We start from the raw sequence: 16,753 nt of genomic DNA, 5'->3' as shown, positions 1-16,753 counted from the left end.
CACCATGAAAATATTGGCAAAATGGTTAGCACTGGCAGTTCTGCTGTGCACCACCCCCGCGAAAGCGGCATTAGATATTGTGATCACAGAAGGTGTTGACGCAGCGCGTCCCATCGCTGTGATGCCTTTTGTATGGCAAGGTCCTGGCGCACCGCCACAAGCGATTGCTGATGTGGTGATGTCTGACTTAGCTCGTAGCGGTACCTTTAAACCTTTAGACGAGCTCGGACTACCTCAGCGCAATATTGGTGCTTTGGCTCAGTTTCAACCTAGTTCATGGTCTAGCGTTGGCGCAGAAGCTGTGGTGTTAGGTACTGTGAAACCTTACGGAACCGATCAGTATTTGGTGAGCTTTGATTTAATCGATTTAGTTAAAGCACAAAACCAAGCATTGAAAGGCTCAGTCAGCGCTACAGAATTTTTGATGGACAGTCGCCAAACTGTGATTTCAGCAGCGCAATTTCGTCAATATGGTCATAGAATTAGCGATATCGTCTATGAAAAGTTAACCGGTATTCGCGGTGCATTCTTAACGCGGATCTCCTACGTCGTGGTTAATCATACTCAAAAAGCACCTTATCAGTTGATGGTTGCTGACTATGATGGTTTTAACGAGCAAATGTTACTGCGCTCACCTGAGCCATTAATGTCACCCACTTGGTCGCCTGATGGACGTCGTTTGGCGTATGTTAGCTTTGAAAATAAAAAAGCAGAGATTTTCGTACAAGACCTTTATACCCAAGTGCGCACTAAAGTGAGCTCTTTCCCTGGTATTAACGGTGCGCCGGCTTTCTCTCCTGATGGCAAATCTTTGGCTGTGACGCTGTCTAAGGATGGTCAGCCTGAGATCTATGTTATCGATATTGCGACAAAAGCGATTAAGCGTATTACCAATCACTATGCTATCGATACTGAACCATCATGGTATCCTGATGGGAAGTCGTTGATTTTCACCTCTGAACGTGGTGGTAGACCGCAAATTTATCGCGTAGAGTTAAGTTCAGGTAAAGTGAGTCGTGAAACATTTGAAGGTGAATGGAACCTTGGTGGTTCAATTACGCCAGATGGACGTAGTATGATTTTTGTTAACCGTACTAATGGTAAGTTTAATATTGCGCGTATGGATTTAAATACGCGTTTTATGCAGGTGCTAACCTCTACACGCTTGGATGAATCCCCAAGTGTGGCGCCTAATGGTACTATGGTCATATATGGCACTACACACCAAGGTAAGCAAGTATTAGCAGCTGTTTCTACGGATGGACGCTTTAAAGCGAGATTACCCGTGGGTCAAGGCGAGGTGAAATCACCTTCTTGGTCTCCGTTTCTCTAATGTTATACCTTGATTTAATCACATTTAATTTTATAAGGAACACGTAATGGATCTGAATAAGTTGTTAAAAGCTATGTTGGTAGCACTTCCAATTATGGCTATTAGTGCATGTAGCTCAACTTCAGAATCAGAAACTGATGCAATGGGCTCAACAAACGGTTCAGGTAGCGAACTGAATGGTGGCATTCAAACTGGTGGTGTGGGTGCTATGTTGTCATCTGAAGAGCAGCAACGTCAGCAGTTAGAAGAGTTGAGAAAAGAACACATCATTTACTTCGATTTCGACCGCAGTGAAGTTCAAACTGAATTCGCCGCTGTATTAGAAGCTCATGGTACTTACTTAGTTGAGCACCCAAGTGTGCGCGTACTGATTGAAGGTCATGCGGACGAGCGTGGCACTCCTGAGTACAACATTGCTCTGGGTGAACGTCGTGCTAAAGCCGTTGCTAAATACCTACAAGGTATGGGCGTACAGCCAAGCCAAATGAGCGTAGTCAGCTATGGCGAAGAAAAACCACTTGATTTTTCTCGCACTGATGAAGGTTTTGGCAAAAACCGTCGTGCAGTTTTAGTTTACTAAGATTGAATCTCGGAGAGTAACACAATGAAACGTGCCGTCTTAATTACGGCAATGTTCCTTGGTGCGGGCGCTGCAGTTGCAGCGCCTGCTCCTGTGGAAGATATTGCTGGTGGTTCGGGTGATGACAGACTTGCTCGTATCGAACGTATTGTAAAATCGAGACAACAAAGTGAGCTCGAGATGCAACGTCGTCTTGATACACTGCAGCAGGAAGTTCTCGATTTACGCGGTTTAACCGAACAACAGAATTATCAGATTGAGCAGATGCAAGAGCGTCAGCGTCAGTTATATGATGAGCTTGCTAATTTATCCTCAAAGGCATCTGCCGCACCTGCAGCTGCAGCCACATCAATCCCCTCTGTGGTATCGGCCAATGCTGCCGCAAGTAGTTTAAGTGAAACTGCAAGTTATGAAAATGCCGTTAACTTAGTCTTAAAAGAGCGAAAGTATGACGATGCCATTCCTGCCTTCCGTGCTTTTATCAAACAATACCCAGACTCTGTGTATGCCGCGAATGCGAACTATTGGTTAGGACAGCTATTATTTAATAAGAGCGAATTTGCAGAAGCCAAACAAGCCTTCAAAACTGTGGTTGATCGTTTTAGTGATTCTAATAAACGTGGCGATAGTTTAGTGAAGCTTGGCATGATCGCCGAGAAAACCGGTGATAAAGCTGGTGCGATGCAATACTACCAACAAGTTGTCAAAGATTACGCAAACAGCGCCGCAGCACGTATTGCACAGCAGCAACTGGCTGCAATTAAAGCGTAATTAACTAAAAAACATACTCTTAGTCTGTTTTTCATGCAAACGACAAAAAATTGGGAATTTGCGCTTGCATGAGAAGATGAAAAAGGTATTATAGGCGCCCTCAGAGCGGCGAGGTCGTTCGGGGCGTGAAATACCAGTAAATGGGTCGTTAGCTCAGTCGGTAGAGCAGTTGGCTTTTAACCAATTGGTCGAAGGTTCGAATCCTTCACGACCCACCACTTACTCTAATGAATAGAATAAGTTAGTGGTATTTAATGAGATAGTCAGTAGTACAATGGGTCGTTAGCTCAGTCGCTTTTTATGAAGCTAGGGCAGTTGGCTTTTAACCAATCAGTCGAATGGTTCTAATCCTTAATGACACACCACTTTACTGAAAGTGTGTAAATCAGCGCAACACCAGATGGGTCGTTAGCTCAGTCGGTAGAGCAGTTGGCTTTTAACCAATTGGTCGAAGGTTCGAATCCTTCACGACCCACCACTTATTATTCGCATTGYTGATGCCAAAATAAGTGAACATTTTTATCGTAATACCTAGATGGGTCGTTAGCTCAGTCGGTAGAGCAGTTGGCTTTTAACCAATTGGTCGAAGGTTCGAATCCTTCACGACCCACCACTTTACTGAAAGTGYATAAATCAGTGCAACACCAGATGGGTCGTTAGCTCAGTCGCTTTTTTTTATAAAGCGAGGGCAGTTGGCTTTTAACCAATCAGTCGAATGGTTATAATCCTTAATGACACACCACTTTACTGAAAGTGCATAAATCAGTGCAACACTAGATGGGTCGTTAGCTCAGTCGGTAGAGCAGTTGGCTTTTAACCAATTGGTCGAAGGTTCAAATCCTTCACGACCCACCACTTATTATCTGCATTATGAATGCCACACTAAGTGAATCGTTTTATCGCAATACTTAGATGAGTCGTTAGCTCAGTCGCTTTTTTTATAAAGCTAGGGCAGTTGGCTTTTAACCAATCAGTCGAATGGTTCTAATCCTCCACGGCACTACACTTTACTGAAAGTGCATAAATCAGCGTTATACCTCGATGGGTCGTTAGCTCAGTCGGTAGAGCAGTTGGCTTTTAACCAATTGGTCGAAGGTTCGAATCCTTCACGACCCACCACTTATTTTTTCAGCTGTATCTCTCTTGAATTTCCCCCTGAATGTCCCTCGTTAAACTCCAATACTGAGTACCGAATTTAATACCTTCGTTTTACTTATTCCACTGCAAAATATTTTCTAACATAATTATTGGCATTAGCAAGTTCGACTAATGCGGCATCTTTAAAAAGAAACGTATCTTGAGTTTGGTGATTATATTAAAGCTGACATTATGTGCAGTGATGATGACAACGGTGCTCTGGATTCAGGGGGGCTTTCTAGGCAGTTATGTACCGAGCACTATCTTATGGAAAGCTCTAATCCCACTGGGTTGTGATAAAGACTAAAAAGGAGACCTTAGGTCTCCTTTTGCATTAAGCGGATCACATATCTATAGCGCTTAATCTAACAGATTGTTTTCACGAACATATTGCTCGAAATCTGTGCACCCACCGATGTGCTTCTCATCGACAAAAATCTGCGGTACTGTTTCAACTGGCTTACCGACAGTTTTTTCTAAATCTGCTTTAGAGATGCCTTCTGCATGGATATCGACATATCTGAACTTAAAGTCATCACGTTTTTCAACGAGTTGCTCAGATAATTGCACAGCACGAACGCAATAAGGACAGCCTGGACGGCCAAAAATAACAACGAACATAATAGCTCCTTAGGATTACTTTAGTCGTTTTATACCATAGGCCTAAGTGAATTGATAATGTCAGCCACGTTTATTTTCAGTTTGATAGCGACCTTGATAATCAAAATAGCTTTCGAGCAGATCCCAGCCTTTTTTATGTTTCTTCAGCAGCAAGAGATCGGGCATGCGGAATTTATCCGCGTCGCTGATTAACTCTGTCACCTTAGTGTACTTTTTCGGTTTTAATCCCGGTGTACGGCTATGGGGAAAGATGAATAAGGCATATAAGGCTCGCCACTGGGCCGGCGTTTGCAATTTAAAGCGGCGATTGAATTCATTACCGTCGATATCGAGGTACTGCACTTTCAGATTGCCGTCATCGTCGATGAGGCTCATATGCTGGCAGCGGAATAAATGATGGTGCTGCTGGCTGAGCACTTGGCGTAGGCGTTTATCGGGATCGATGAGGGTCGATTGGCAGTGCTGGCAAATGCGTGCGGCAATGTCATTCTCTTCACCGCAATCAGGGCAAGATTTAGATCTAAATCGAAAGTCGCACTGCAGCTTTTTACCTTGCTGTTCGACTATGCCCTGACAGCGGCGACCAAAGTGTTCGATAATGTCGCCATCGTCGTCCGTGAGTCCCCAGAATATATTGGCAAAATCGCATACAGGGCAATGCACCTGCACGGGTACCGATTTACTGTTGGGTTTCGCTTGGCCGACCTCGGGGAAATACAAGTCATAACCATTGGCTGCATAGTCGATGATAAGACAATCTTTTTTGCCTTCAGCGATTCGCAATCCACGGCCGATCATTTGTTGAAACAGACTGACTGAGGCTGTCGGGCGCAAAATTGCAATCAAATCCACATGGGGCGCGTCGAAGCCTGTCGTCAACACAGCCACGTTGACTAAAAACTTAAGCTCTTGGGCTTTAAAGCGTTCAATCGTCGCGTCACGTTCATTGTCGTGCGTTTGTGCCGTGATAATGGCGCTCTGCGCTGCGTGAGCTTGGTTGAGTAGGCCAAAAATCTCATTAGCGTGGCGCACCGTTGCCGCAAAAATGATAATGCCTTTTCTATGTTGGCTCAGTTCAATGAGCTGTTTCACAATCGCAGTGGTCGCGCGGCCGTAATGTCCCAGTAAATCGTTAACCTCGGCTTCGGCATATTCGCCATTCTCGTTTGCTTTGAGTTGGCTGAAGTCATACTGGGCACTTAGGCCATCAAATAGGGTTGGCGCTGTGAGGTAACCTTGCTTAATGAGCGGCCTGATGGGCAGCTCGAACACACAATGTTCGAATACGGCATGTTCGGGAGATCCCACTTTGCCGTGATAGTGTTGCTGATAAATCCAGCCAGTGCCAAGGCGATAGGGGGTGGCGGTGAGACCGAGCAATCTTAATTGAGGATTTTTCGTGCGTAAATGGTTGAGTACTTGCTGATATTGGCTGGTTTTTTCTAGGCTGACTCTGTGGCATTCATCAATAATGACTAACGAGAACGGCTGATCGAACTGGGTTAACCCCCGCGCCGCCGATTGAATACTGGCGACGACGGTTTTCCCCTCTGTGGCTTTTTGATTGAGTCCCGCCGCATAGATACTGGCTTGTGCGGTGAGGAGGCCGACTTTCTCGGCATTTTGTGCAACTAATTCTTTCACATGGGTGAGCACTAAGACTCTGCCTTTGGCGATGCGTGCCAGTTCGGCGATCACTATGCTTTTGCCGGCGCCTGTGGGTAATACGAGTACGGCGGAAGCTTGGCTTTGCCTAAAATGGGCGATGGCGGCATTAACCGCTTGCTGTTGATAGTCTCTGAGTTTGACTGACACGCTGATAAAAAATCTATGCTGAATAAAAGTGAGGCTGCAAGCTTAACATAACAGGCAAAAAAAATGCCCCTGGTTGGAGGGGCAAGCTAGAGAAAGGAGCAATCACACACACTCTCTCAACAGGGTTCACTTTTAACCTGAGGTTTAAAAAGGGAGGTTCAGGTTACGCTTAGCCTATTGGGCATAGACTAAGCGTTGTGGACGTTATTCTTAACTCGGATATTACTCAGTACGATTTAAGCGTGATTCAATCAAGGTCTCGATCACAGCTGGATCGGCCAAGGTTGATGCATCCCCTAAGTTGGTCACTTCGTTAGCGGCAATCTTACGCAGGAAGCGGCGCATAATCTTGCCTGAACGTGTTTTAGGTAAGCCCGTCGCCCATTGGATGAGATCTGGGGTGGCTAGCGCACCAATTTCTTTACGAACCCATTGACGCAGCTCTTGACGTAGCTCTTCGGTTTCTTCAGTACCACGGGTTAGCGTGACGTACGCATAAATACCTTGGCCTTTAATATCATGTGGGTAGCCAACTACTGCAGCTTCTGCAACCAGTTCATGTGATACCAGCGCACTTTCGACCTCTGCCGTACCTAATCTGTGGCCGGATACGTTGATTACGTCATCAACGCGGCCAGTGATCCAGTAGTAGCCATCTTCATCGCGGCGTGCACCGTCACCGGTAAAATACATGCCGCGGAAGGTTTTAAAGTAGGTCAGTACAAATCGTTCGTGGTCGCCATACACAGTACGCATTTGGCCCGGCCAAGAATCGAGTAACACTAAGTTACCTTCGTTCTCACCTTCTAAAATATTCCCCATGTTATCCACTAAGGCGGGTTGAACGCCAAAGAACGGACGGGTCGCTGAGCCAGGTTTAGTGTCGGTCGCGCCTGGCAGTGGCGTGATCAAAATACCGCCGGTTTCAGTTTGCCACCAAGTATCGACGATAGGGCAATGCTCATGACCTATCACCTCATGGTACCAACGCCATGCTTCTGGGTTGATAGGTTCACCTACCGAGCCCATGATCCTCAAGCTGCTACCATCGAACTTATCGAAGTGTTGCTTACCTTCGGCCATCAGCGCGCGAATTAAGGTTGGCGCTGTATATAGAATGTTCACTTTATGGCGGTCAATCATTTCGCCTAAACGGGCAGGACTTGGATGATTCGGCACACCTTCATGGATAAGCACAGTCGCACCATTGGCGAGCGGGCCGTAAACCATGTAAGAGTGGCCAGTGATCCAACCCACATCCGCGGTACACCAGTACACTTCACCCGCTTTGTAGTCGAACACATATTCATGGGTCATAGACGCATAAACCATGTAGCCGCCAGTGGTGTGCAATACGCCCTTGGGATTCCCAGTTGAACCTGAGGTATAAAGCAAGAATAATGGTGCTTCGGCGTCCATTTCTTCTGGTTGGCAGTGCTCTGATGCGGTTTCCATCAGTGAATGCCACCACACATCACGGCTTTCTACCCAATCTACTTTGCCACCTGTGCGTTTAAGTACGATGACTTTTTCAACCGTAGTGACATCAGGGTGCTTTAAGGCATCATCGATATTGCGCTTTAATGGAATTGCACGGCCACCGCGCATACCTTCATCGGAGGTAATAATGACTTTGGATTTACCGTCAATCACGCGAGAGGCGATTGAATCCGGCGAGAAACCACCGAAGACCACAGAGTGCACAGCGCCGATACGGGCACAGGCAAGCATAGCCACTGCTGCTTCTGGCACCATAGGCATGTAAATTGTGACTATATCCCCGCGGCGCACGCCTTGGCTGCGCAGTGCGTTGGCAAACTTACACACATCTGCATGTAATTCACCGTAGGTGATTTTGCGTTGTTCGCTGGCGTTATCGCCTTCCCAAATAATCGCCACGCGATCACTGTGTTCGGCTAAATGACGATCTAAACAGTTGGCAGAAGCATTCAGGGTGCCATCGTAAAACCAATTGATCGATAAGTTATGGTCATCAAAAGAGGTTTTTTTAATTTTGGTATAGGGTTTTATCCAATCAATACGCTTGCCGTGTTCTCTCCAGAAACCTTCAGGATTGACAATCGACTCTTGGTACATTGTTTTATATTTATCGTTGTTTACAAGTGCATTGGCAGCGATATTGCCGGAGACTTTGTAGAGAGACTGCGAGCTCATAGGGCTTCCCTTTTGAAAAATTGCGTGGACTGAGTATGGTATGCAAGGGGGCGGCAACTCCATTAGACCTTGGTCTAGTGTTAAATTTTCCTTTATATTTAGTCTGTTGCATTAAAAATCCGGCTAGATTTTAGACAGGTTTTATCGCACAATAATCAGAAAAAAGAGCAAAGTATGAATTTAACCTTAGTCGTTGCTGTTATTGCCGTCTGTTATGTCTCGCTTTTATTCCTATTGGCTTGGGGGGCGGAGCGTTGGTTTACTCAGATCACTAAAAAGCTTCAGGTCGTTATCTATGGTCTGAGCTTAGCGGTTTATTGCTCCTCGTGGAGTTTTTTAGGCACAGTTGGGCAATCGGCTAAGGATTTTTGGTCTTTCTTACCGATTTTTATCGGCCCTATTCTGATTTTTACTTTAGGTTTTGGCATGTTACGCAAGATGGTATTAGTGTCTAAGGCGCAAAATATCACTTCCGTGGCCGACTTTATTGCCGCCCGATACGGCAAATCTCAAACCTTAGCCGCCTTAGTCACCTTAATTGCCTTGTTTGGCATCATGCCCTATATCGCCCTGCAGCTTAAGGCGATGGTGTTCAGTCTTAATTTGTTTCAACCCGCTGACGATCCCCTCGATGGCGTGACGATTCCTTTACTGATCACTTCGCTGTTAGCCATATTTGCCATTTTATTTGGTACTCGCAAACTCGATGCGACCGAGCATAATCCCGGCATGATGCTCGCGATTGCATTTGAGTCTCTGGTGAAACTTGCCGCATTTTTGTTGGTCGGCATCATCATCAGTTTCGGAGTGTTCGATGGTTTTGGGGATATTTGGCAGCAGGCCAATGCGCAGTCACTAATTAATTATCCTAATCCACGTATTGAAGCCTTAATGCCTGAGTTACTCGTCGGAATGGCGGCCTTTTTATGTATGCCAAGGCAGTTCCATGTAATGGTGGTGGAATGCGCCGATGAGTCAGTTTTGTCAAAAGGGCGTTGGCTGTTTCCCATTTATTTAGCACTCTTTGGCTTGTTCGTTGGACCGCTCGCCTTGGCGGGGAAGATCATCCTCGGCGATTCAGTGTCGGCCGATACCTATGTGATTAATTTACCGCTGGCGTTAGATCAACCTTTGCTGGCGGTGATTGCATTACTTGGCACACTTTCGGCGGCAACTGGCATGGTGATAGTGGCGGTGGTGACTATCAGTGTGATGGTAAGTAACGAATGGCTGGTGCCAGTGATGCTGCGCACAGGCCATATCCGCGAGAAAAACTTCAGTCAGTTCTCGCACCTGTTACTTAATGCCCGCCGCTTAGCGATCGTGATTATTCTTGGCTTAGGCTATGGCAGCTATTTGGCATTATCAGACAGTGATTCCTTGTCCCATTTAGGCATGTTGTCTTTTGGGGCTTTTGCCCAACTTGCGCCAGCTTTAGTCGGTGGACTCTATTGGAAACACGGCAATCGTGCTGGGGTATTTTTAGGACTCGGCGTGGGCTTTGCGTTGTGGTTCTACATCATGTTGCAGGGCATGACCGATGTGCAAAGCTCATCGGCGTTCTTGTCTAGTGTCGCGAGCGAGAAAGGCCTGCTAGATGCGATAACGCCTAATGTGCGTGATGCGCTGACGGCTCTTTTTGCCAATATTGCCTGTTATATTTTGGGTTCTATTTGGTTTAGAGCGGGTGTGGCTGAGCGTATTCAGGCCAGTGCTTTTGTGAGTCCGGGTAAATTAAAAAACAGCGCCAATAAGAAAAATGGTCCGATTTCACAGCAGGACTTACTGATACTGGCGAGTCGTTTCGTTAGCCCAACGCGCGCCTACGAGAGCTTTAGCCGTTTCTCTATTGATGCGGTAAAAAGTGATAGTTGGCATAAAGCGGCGCCGCCAGAGCTGATTTTCCACACTGAACGTTTATTGGCGGGCGTACTCGGCGCTTCAAGCGCAGCGCTAGTGATGGATTCCGTGCTGCAAGGGCGCGATTTAGCGCTGGATGAAGTCTTTAGTCTGGTCGATGAAGCCTCATCGAAAATCATGCTCAGCCAAGACATGTTGCGCGGCGCGATTGAACACGCCTATGAAGGCATGAGTGTTATCGATAACGATCTCAATCTTGTGGCATGGAATTACAAATATGTGGAGCTGTATCAATATCCCGATGGATTTTTGCAGCAGGGCATGCCCATCAGTGAAGTGATCCGCTTTAATGCGGCGCGGGGTTATTGTGGTGAAGGGGAAATAGAACAGCAGGTTGAGCAGCGGGTGCAGCATATGCGTAATGGCACGCCGCACACTTCTGAGCGCCATCGCAGAGACGGTAAAGTGATTAAAATTCAAGGTAATCCCATGCCAGACGGTGGTTTTGTGATGACCTTTACCGATATTACTCAGTATCGCGAGCAGGAGCGCGCGCTGCTCGAAGCCAATGAAACCTTAGAAAGTCGCGTTAACGAACGTACCTATGAATTAGCCATGTTAAACAGTGAGTTACTGGAGGCTAAAGCGCAGGAAGAAATCGCCAACGCCTCTAAGAGTCGCTTCTTGGCCGCCGTCGGCCATGATTTAATGCAGCCACTTAATGCTGCGCGACTGTTCACTGCGTCGTTATCTCAGTATCCCAATCTAGATCGCGAGGCCAGAACCACCTTATCCCATGTGAATAGCTCGCTAAAAATTGCCGGCGAATTGCTCACTGACCTATTGGATATTTCTAAACTCGACTCAGGTATGGTGGATGTAAATCGCCGTGACTTTGCGATTTCAGAACTGATCAATGGCTTATCCGTTGAATTTGAAGCGATGGCGGCGGATAACCAAATTCGTTTTAAGATGGTTCCATGCAGCGCAACCGTTAATTCTGATCCTTCGTTACTGCGCAGAGTATTACAAAACTTTTTAACTAATGCCTACCGTTACGCCCGTGGTGGCAGAGTCTTGTTTGGTTGTCGCCATCGCGGTCATTACCTTGAGATCCAAGTGTTAGACACGGGTTGTGGTATTGATGAAAAAGAAACCCAAGAAATTTTCAAAGAATTTAAGCGGTTGAATAATCCTAAGAGCAACAATGTTAGCGGCTTGGGCTTAGGTCTGGCGATTGCTGATCGCATCAGTAAAGTGTTAGAACACGGTATTCAGGTTTCATCCCATTTAGGGCGCGGCTCGGTCTTCTCCATTTGTGTACCGCTTGGAGAAACTGTGCGTCAGCCACAAGTGAAGGCGTTACCGTCGCTGCTGCAGCCGTTATCGGGTATCAAAGTGTTGTGTATCGACAACGAAGAGGCCATTTTAGCTGGATTAGAAAGCTTATTAAGCCGCTGGCAGTGTGAGGTTATCTGTGCAAAAGATTTATCCGATGCACGCATTAAACTAGGACTGAAAGGCGTCGCGCCTGATATTGTGCTCGCGGATTACCATTTAGATGATGGCCAAAATGGCGTCGATGCGATGGACGGTATTCGCGCGCTTTATGGACAAGATTTGCCCGGTATTTTGATCACCGCCAATACCCGCAAAGAGTTGGTGGAAGATGTGCAACGCCGCGGCTATCACTATATGGCGAAAATGATAAAACCTGCCGCGCTACGTGCCTTGATTTCTAGCTTGGTAAAATAAGCTTGGTATACGTGTTCGGTAACATGAGTTTAGTGACGTCGGCACGTTTAACGAAATGCCAAGATAATCGCGCAGTTTTTTATGCGGCTTATCTTGGCTAAACGGTTTGACACAGGTTTGTGGGTGTAACTAAATACATGACTAGAGTTTGAATACGGCCAGTTTATTGTTTAAATTCAGTGATAATTCGGCCAAATTTTCACTTTCTTGAGCCAAATAAGTCGCCGATTCAGAGACTTCGAGCGCTGAGTTATTAATCCCGCACACGTTTCTGTTCATGTCTTCTGCGACCACACTTTGTTCTTCTGCGGCGGTGGCGATATGGGTTGCCATGTCACTCACATGTTTTATATGAGCAACAATAAGCGATAAATCCTTCCCCGCTTTTGCCGATTGACTCACACTGTTTTCTGCCAAAGCTCGGCTTGCATCCATTGCCTTAGCGGCGCTCACGGCCCGTTGTTGCAATAATGAAATCGTGTTTTGAATTTCTTCGGTCGATTGCCTAGTGCGACTGGCAAGTTGCCTCACTTCATCGGCGACTACAGCGAACCCTCGCCCTTGTTCGCCAGCGCGGGCGGCTTCAATTGCCGCATTCAGTGCCAGCAAGTTGGTTTGGTCTGAAATCGCGCTGATAACAGAGGTGACCTCGCTGATCTGCATGACTTCCTCTTTAAGCATATTTACTTGATCCGTCGCTTGCTCCACTTCTTTGGCAAGAGCATGAATACCATCTACGCTGGCGTGAACATCTTGGTCGCCAAGGCCAGCTTCCCAAGTGGCTTCTTTGGTATCTTTAGCTGTGCTCTCCGCATTATTCGCGACATCGGCGATAGTGGCGCTCATTTCATTCATGGCGGTGGCAAGTTGGGCGAGTTGATCCCGCTGATTATTTACCGCTTGATTGGTTTCCTCTGCAGTTGAGGCGATCCGAGCCGAGGCCTGTGCAACATTGTCAGCGCTATGACTCGCTTGAAGTAAAGTGCTACGAATGGAGTCTATGCTTTGGTTTATATTGTGGGCTAAGATGCCAAGTTCATCTTTACCATAGATTTTTAGCTGAGTCGTTAAATCACCTTTTGTGATGGCGAGCATAGCCAGATTCACATCATCCAATGGCTGAGTAATAGAGCGGCTAATGGCATAACCTAGCCAAGCCATAAGCACAATAATGACAAATGTAATGCCTCCCATGGTGAGGTATTCATTCCAAATGGTAGCTTCGATATCTTGGAGTAACATACCTGAGCCTAAGATCCAGCCCCAAGGTTTAAATCCCATGACAAGTGAGATTTTTTGCGCTGATTTGCCATTCGCCGTCGTCCAGCGGTATTCGACTAATCCTTGTTTGCCATCACGGCCGAGTTCGACCATTTCGAACCAATAATTCTCTTCGCCTCGATTACCCATTTGTTGGCCAACCAGTTCTTTTTTGATGGGATGAACGATAACGTGCCTCGATTCATCAATCACAAACAAGTAGTTATCACCATCAAAACGCATGTCGTTCAACATGTCTTTAGCGGCTTGCTGTGCCTGCTCTAGGGGCAGCGATTGCGACAACGCTTGGATACGGCTACTGGCGAGGGATAATACGGCATTAAGTCGTGCTTCACGCTCTGCCATCAGGTTGTGCTTGAGGGCTGTGACGGAAATAGTGAGTAAAATTAAGGCACCTGCGAGGGCGATAATGAGCTGTAGTGCGAGTTTTCGATTAACGGGGATGTCAGCGAGTTTGAACATATGATCTCCTTTTCTTTGTGTAGCGATTTAAGCCATTCCCTCTGCTCAAGTTGTTGTCAGCTTTTGGCGAAAGATATGTTGTGTAAAGTGAGTGATATAAGCATCGTTGGCTTTGATAAAATTTCCAGTTGGCGGATTAAATAAATGCACTAAATTACAGGGTTTTAATGGAAATTGTGAGCAATATTGCAATTGCAACCTTAGCGCGTTTATCTATCGAGAGGATGCGAGATTCGAACAAGGGAAGGGGCTGCTGAGTACTGATATAAGCCAGGCAGTTCGAACCCCTAGCGCACAGTGCGCAGGGGTTCGTTTATTTGAGAGCCTATGTAAGTTGAAGGCTTATTGAGTTGAAAGAGCGTTAAGCTAAAAGATGGTCAAGCGCTAAAGCATTAACCGTGGCTGATAAGCTGCGGCTCAAGACTTTTTGATACCGCGCTAATACCTGCTGCGACTTGCTTCATCGCACTGGTGAGTTGGCTTAATTGTGCTGAGCTAATGATATAGGGCGGCATGATATAGATAAGGTTGGCGAAGGGACGCACCCAGACGCCTAAATCGACAAATTGCTGCTGTAACTCAGCGGTATTGACGGGTTCGTGCATCTCTAACACGCCCACTGCGCCGAGCACGCGCACATCTTTTACGCTTGGCAAATCAATCGCATCCTTAAGTTCAACGCGCATTTGCTGCTCGATAGCGGCCACTTGCGCTTGCCATTCATTACGGTTAATTATGTCTAAGCTTGCACACGCCGCCGCGCAGGCCAGCGGGTTGCCCATAAATGTCGGACCATGCATAAACACGCCCGCGGGAGATTGGCTGATTCCTTGGGCAACTTTATCGGTACATAGCGTTGCCGCTAGGCTGATATAACCGCCAGTCAGCGCTTTGCCTAAACATAAGATATCAGGGGTAATATTGGCGTGCTCATGGGCAAAAAGCTTGCCTGTTCGACCAAAGCCAGTGGCTATTTCATCTAAGATCAGCAGGACATCAAATTCATCACATAGGGCACGAAGACCCGTTAAATAATCTGCGCTGTAGAAACGCATACCGCCAGCGCCTTGCATTATCGGCTCTATAATCACTGCGGCAATATCATGGTGATTAATGCTTAATATGTCGCGCATTGCGGTTAAATCATCGGCTTGTAAAGCTTCGCCAAATGCGGTTTGTGGCGCGGGCACAAATGATTGCTTGGTTACTGCATCGCCAAACATAGTGTGCATGCCGCCTTCGGGATCGCATACGCTCATCGCGGCAAAGGTATCGCCGTGGTAACCCTTCTTAACGGTAAGAATGCGTTGTTTTAGCGGTCGTTCTTCTCCATGTACACTTCGCCCTTGCCAACTCTGACCTTGCCAATATTGCAGCGCCATTTTAATTGCCACTTCGACTGAGATAGATCCAGAGTCGCACAAAAAGACCTTTGTCAGCGGTTCGCAGGTCATAGCGATAAGTTTTTTGCACAGTTCAATGGCGGGTTCATGGGTGATACCGCCAAACATCACATGGCTCAGTTGATGCAACTGTTTTTCCATCGCGGTTAATATCTCGGGATGTGCATAGCCGTGCACACAGGCCCACCACGAGCTAGTGCCATCGACCAACTTGCGGCCATCAACTAATTCCAATTCACAGCCTTTGGCGCTGTGTACACCAAAAACAGGAAGAGATCGGGTCATTGAGGTGTAAGGATGCCAAATATGGGCGCTATCAAAGTCAAAATCGAGTAAATTGCGCATAAAAGCTCACTTTTTTGGTGATAAAGTAGCCATTAGTAAACTGGGTTCACTGGTTGGCGTTGACAGTTTAAGGGCTGAGGTTATCCTAGCCAAGATAAAAAACAGAATAAAAAGGGTGTTCAATGTCGCAGTTGCAAGTTCGTCATGATTGGAAACGGGAAGAAATCGAAGCCTTATTTGCGCTGCCGATGAATGATTTGTTATTTAAAGCCCACAGCATTCACCGTGAAGTGTACGATCCTAATGAAGTGCAAATTAGCCGCTTGTTATCGATTAAAACCGGTGCTTGCCCTGAGGATTGTAAATATTGCCCACAGAGCGCCCGTTATGACACAGGTCTAGAAAAAGAGCGTTTGCTGGCAATGGAAACTGTGCTGACCGAAGCGCGCAGCGCTAAGGCCGCGGGGGCTTCTCGTTTCTGTATGGGCGCAGCTTGGCGTAACCCAAAAGAAAAAGACATGCCGTACCTTAAGCAAATGGTGCAAGAAGTTAAAGCCTTAGGTATGGAAACCTGTATGACGCTCGGCATGCTTTCTGAAGATCAAGCGAACGATTTAGCCAGTGCTGGCTTAGATTATTACAACCATAATTTAGATACTTCGCCTGAATATTACGGCGATGTGATCACGACACGTACCTATCAAAATCGTTTAGATACACTGACACATGTGCGCGCTTCAGGCATGAAAGTGTGCTCGGGCGGGATTGTCGGCATGGGTGAAAAGGCGACGGATCGCGCAGGCTTACTACAACAGCTGGCTAATTTACCGCAGCATCCTGATTCAGTACCGATCAATATGTTAGTTAAAGTGGCGGGCACGCCGTTTGAGAAGCTTGACGACCTCGACCCACTCGAATTTGTGCGTACTATCGCCGTGGCGCGTATCTTAATGCCGCTTTCCCGCGTGCGGTTATCGGCAGGCCGCGAAAATATGAGTGATGAGCTGCAGGCCATGTGTTTCTTTGCCGGCGCTAACTCGATTTTCTATGGTTGTAAATTGCTGACCACACCAAACCCAGAAGAAAGCGATGATATGGGGCTATTTCGACGTTTAGGCTTACGTCCCGAGCAGGGCGCCGCGGCAAAACTGGAAGAAGAAAGTGCTGTTTTAGCAAAAGCGGCGGCCTATCAAGATAAGTCATCGGCACAATTCTATGACGCGGCTGCTTTGTAATATCACTGAGTGCATGTTGTCCGACAAACAGGTCGAATAG

Annotated in this window: 10 protein-coding genes and 8 tRNA genes; 13 read left to right on the top strand and 5 right to left on the bottom strand. The window is 46.8% G+C overall.

Annotation, left to right across the window (positions count from 1 at the left end; genetic code table 11):
- Positions 1-4 precede the first annotated feature (4 nt).
- The 11 genes from tolB (at position 5) to L5M28_RS11810 (ending at position 3,803) form a co-directional block, all read left to right on the top strand.
- Entirely contained in the window at positions 5-1,333 is a 1,329-nt protein-coding gene (gene tolB / locus L5M28_RS11860) for a Tol-Pal system beta propeller repeat protein TolB (protein WP_028760347.1), read from the top strand.
- A gap of 46 nt (positions 1,334-1,379) precedes the next feature.
- Positions 1,380-1,913, top strand: coding sequence for a peptidoglycan-associated lipoprotein Pal (pal, locus tag L5M28_RS11855; RefSeq protein WP_028760346.1), 534 nt, complete (start codon positions 1,380-1,382; stop codon positions 1,911-1,913).
- 24 nt (positions 1,914-1,937) lie between these two features.
- A complete protein-coding gene (gene ybgF / locus L5M28_RS11850; protein WP_263196037.1) occupies positions 1,938-2,684 on the top strand; it encodes a tol-pal system protein YbgF in 747 nt (248 codons plus the stop codon).
- A 142-nt stretch (positions 2,685-2,826) separates the two neighbouring features.
- A tRNA-Lys gene (locus tag L5M28_RS11845) sits at positions 2,827-2,902 on the top strand.
- Between the two features lie 58 nt (positions 2,903-2,960).
- Positions 2,961-3,049 (top strand) — tRNA-Lys (locus L5M28_RS11840).
- A 37-nt stretch (positions 3,050-3,086) separates the two neighbouring features.
- Positions 3,087-3,162 (top strand) — tRNA-Lys (locus tag L5M28_RS11835).
- A gap of 59 nt (positions 3,163-3,221) precedes the next feature.
- Positions 3,222-3,297: transfer RNA gene (locus tag L5M28_RS11830), tRNA-Lys, on the top strand.
- A 37-nt stretch (positions 3,298-3,334) separates the two neighbouring features.
- Positions 3,335-3,426, top strand: a tRNA-Lys gene (locus L5M28_RS11825).
- Positions 3,427-3,463: 37 nt separating this feature from the next.
- Positions 3,464-3,539: transfer RNA gene (locus tag L5M28_RS11820), tRNA-Lys, on the top strand.
- Between the two features lie 59 nt (positions 3,540-3,598).
- A tRNA-Lys gene (locus L5M28_RS11815) sits at positions 3,599-3,686 on the top strand.
- A 41-nt stretch (positions 3,687-3,727) separates the two neighbouring features.
- A tRNA-Lys gene (locus L5M28_RS11810) sits at positions 3,728-3,803 on the top strand.
- A gap of 378 nt (positions 3,804-4,181) precedes the next feature.
- On the opposite strand, the gene L5M28_RS11800 is transcribed toward L5M28_RS11810, so the two are convergent.
- The 3 genes from L5M28_RS11800 to acs all read right to left on the bottom strand — a co-directional run bounded on the left by L5M28_RS11800 (position 4,182) and on the right by acs (position 8,432).
- Positions 4,182-4,442: a GrxA family glutaredoxin gene (locus L5M28_RS11800; protein WP_028760344.1), complete on the bottom strand. Its 261-nt coding sequence runs from the start codon at positions 4,440-4,442 to the stop codon at positions 4,182-4,184.
- Positions 4,443-4,502: 60 nt separating this feature from the next.
- A complete protein-coding gene (locus L5M28_RS11795; RefSeq protein WP_263196039.1) occupies positions 4,503-6,257 on the bottom strand; it encodes a DEAD/DEAH box helicase in 1,755 nt (584 codons plus the stop codon).
- 222 nt (positions 6,258-6,479) lie between these two features.
- Positions 6,480-8,432 carry an acetate--CoA ligase gene (acs, locus tag L5M28_RS11790; RefSeq protein ID WP_198572683.1) on the bottom strand — a complete coding sequence of 651 codons (1,953 nt, stop codon included), beginning with the start codon at positions 8,430-8,432 and terminating at the stop codon, positions 6,480-6,482.
- A 174-nt stretch (positions 8,433-8,606) separates the two neighbouring features.
- Here acs and L5M28_RS11785 point away from each other — a divergent pair, with 174 nt between their 5' ends.
- Positions 8,607-12,047, top strand: a complete 3,441-nt coding sequence (locus L5M28_RS11785) for a PAS domain-containing hybrid sensor histidine kinase/response regulator (protein WP_263196040.1) — start codon at positions 8,607-8,609, stop codon at positions 12,045-12,047.
- A 141-nt stretch (positions 12,048-12,188) separates the two neighbouring features.
- Here L5M28_RS11785 and L5M28_RS11780 read toward each other — a convergent pair whose 3' ends face one another.
- Positions 12,189-13,790 carry a methyl-accepting chemotaxis protein gene (locus L5M28_RS11780; protein ID WP_263196041.1) on the bottom strand — a complete coding sequence of 534 codons (1,602 nt, stop codon included), beginning with the start codon at positions 13,788-13,790 and terminating at the stop codon, positions 12,189-12,191.
- A 392-nt stretch (positions 13,791-14,182) separates the two neighbouring features.
- Complete coding sequence (bioA, locus tag L5M28_RS11775; RefSeq protein WP_263196042.1) at positions 14,183-15,538, bottom strand: adenosylmethionine--8-amino-7-oxononanoate transaminase; 1,356 nt, start codon at positions 15,536-15,538, stop codon at positions 14,183-14,185.
- Between the two features lie 122 nt (positions 15,539-15,660).
- On the opposite strand from bioA, the gene bioB reads away from it, so the two are divergent.
- Positions 15,661-16,713: a biotin synthase BioB gene (gene bioB, locus L5M28_RS11770; RefSeq protein WP_212599785.1), complete on the top strand. Its 1,053-nt coding sequence runs from the start codon at positions 15,661-15,663 to the stop codon at positions 16,711-16,713.
- Positions 16,714-16,753 lie beyond the last annotated feature (40 nt).

The sequence above is a fragment of the Shewanella sp. SW32 genome (genome assembly GCF_025653365.1).
Classification (GTDB): Bacteria; Pseudomonadota; Gammaproteobacteria; order Enterobacterales; family Shewanellaceae; genus Shewanella; species Shewanella oncorhynchi.
Note: the sequence above shows the minus strand (reverse complement) of the source record. Positions and strands in the feature narration are given on the sequence as shown.

Excerpts from the sequence above, each read along its gene's own strand:
- tolB (WP_028760347.1), top strand. The coding sequence starts at position 5 with ATGAAAATATTGGCAAAATGGTTAGCACTGGCAGTTCTGCTGTGCACC.
- pal (WP_028760346.1), top strand. The coding sequence starts at position 1,380 with ATGGATCTGAATAAGTTGTTAAAAGCTATGTTGGTAGCACTTCCAATT.
- ybgF (WP_263196037.1), top strand. The coding sequence starts at position 1,938 with ATGAAACGTGCCGTCTTAATTACGGCAATGTTCCTTGGTGCGGGCGCT.
- L5M28_RS11800 (WP_028760344.1), bottom strand. The coding sequence starts at position 4,442 with ATGTTCGTTGTTATTTTTGGCCGTCCAGGCTGTCCTTATTGCGTTCGT.
- acs (WP_198572683.1), bottom strand. The coding sequence starts at position 8,432 with ATGAGCTCGCAGTCTCTCTACAAAGTCTCCGGCAATATCGCTGCCAAT.
- L5M28_RS11785 (WP_263196040.1), top strand. The coding sequence starts at position 8,607 with ATGAATTTAACCTTAGTCGTTGCTGTTATTGCCGTCTGTTATGTCTCG.
- L5M28_RS11780 (WP_263196041.1), bottom strand. The coding sequence starts at position 13,790 with ATGTTCAAACTCGCTGACATCCCCGTTAATCGAAAACTCGCACTACAG.
- bioA (WP_263196042.1), bottom strand. The coding sequence starts at position 15,538 with ATGCGCAATTTACTCGATTTTGACTTTGATAGCGCCCATATTTGGCAT.
- bioB (WP_212599785.1), top strand. The coding sequence starts at position 15,661 with ATGTCGCAGTTGCAAGTTCGTCATGATTGGAAACGGGAAGAAATCGAA.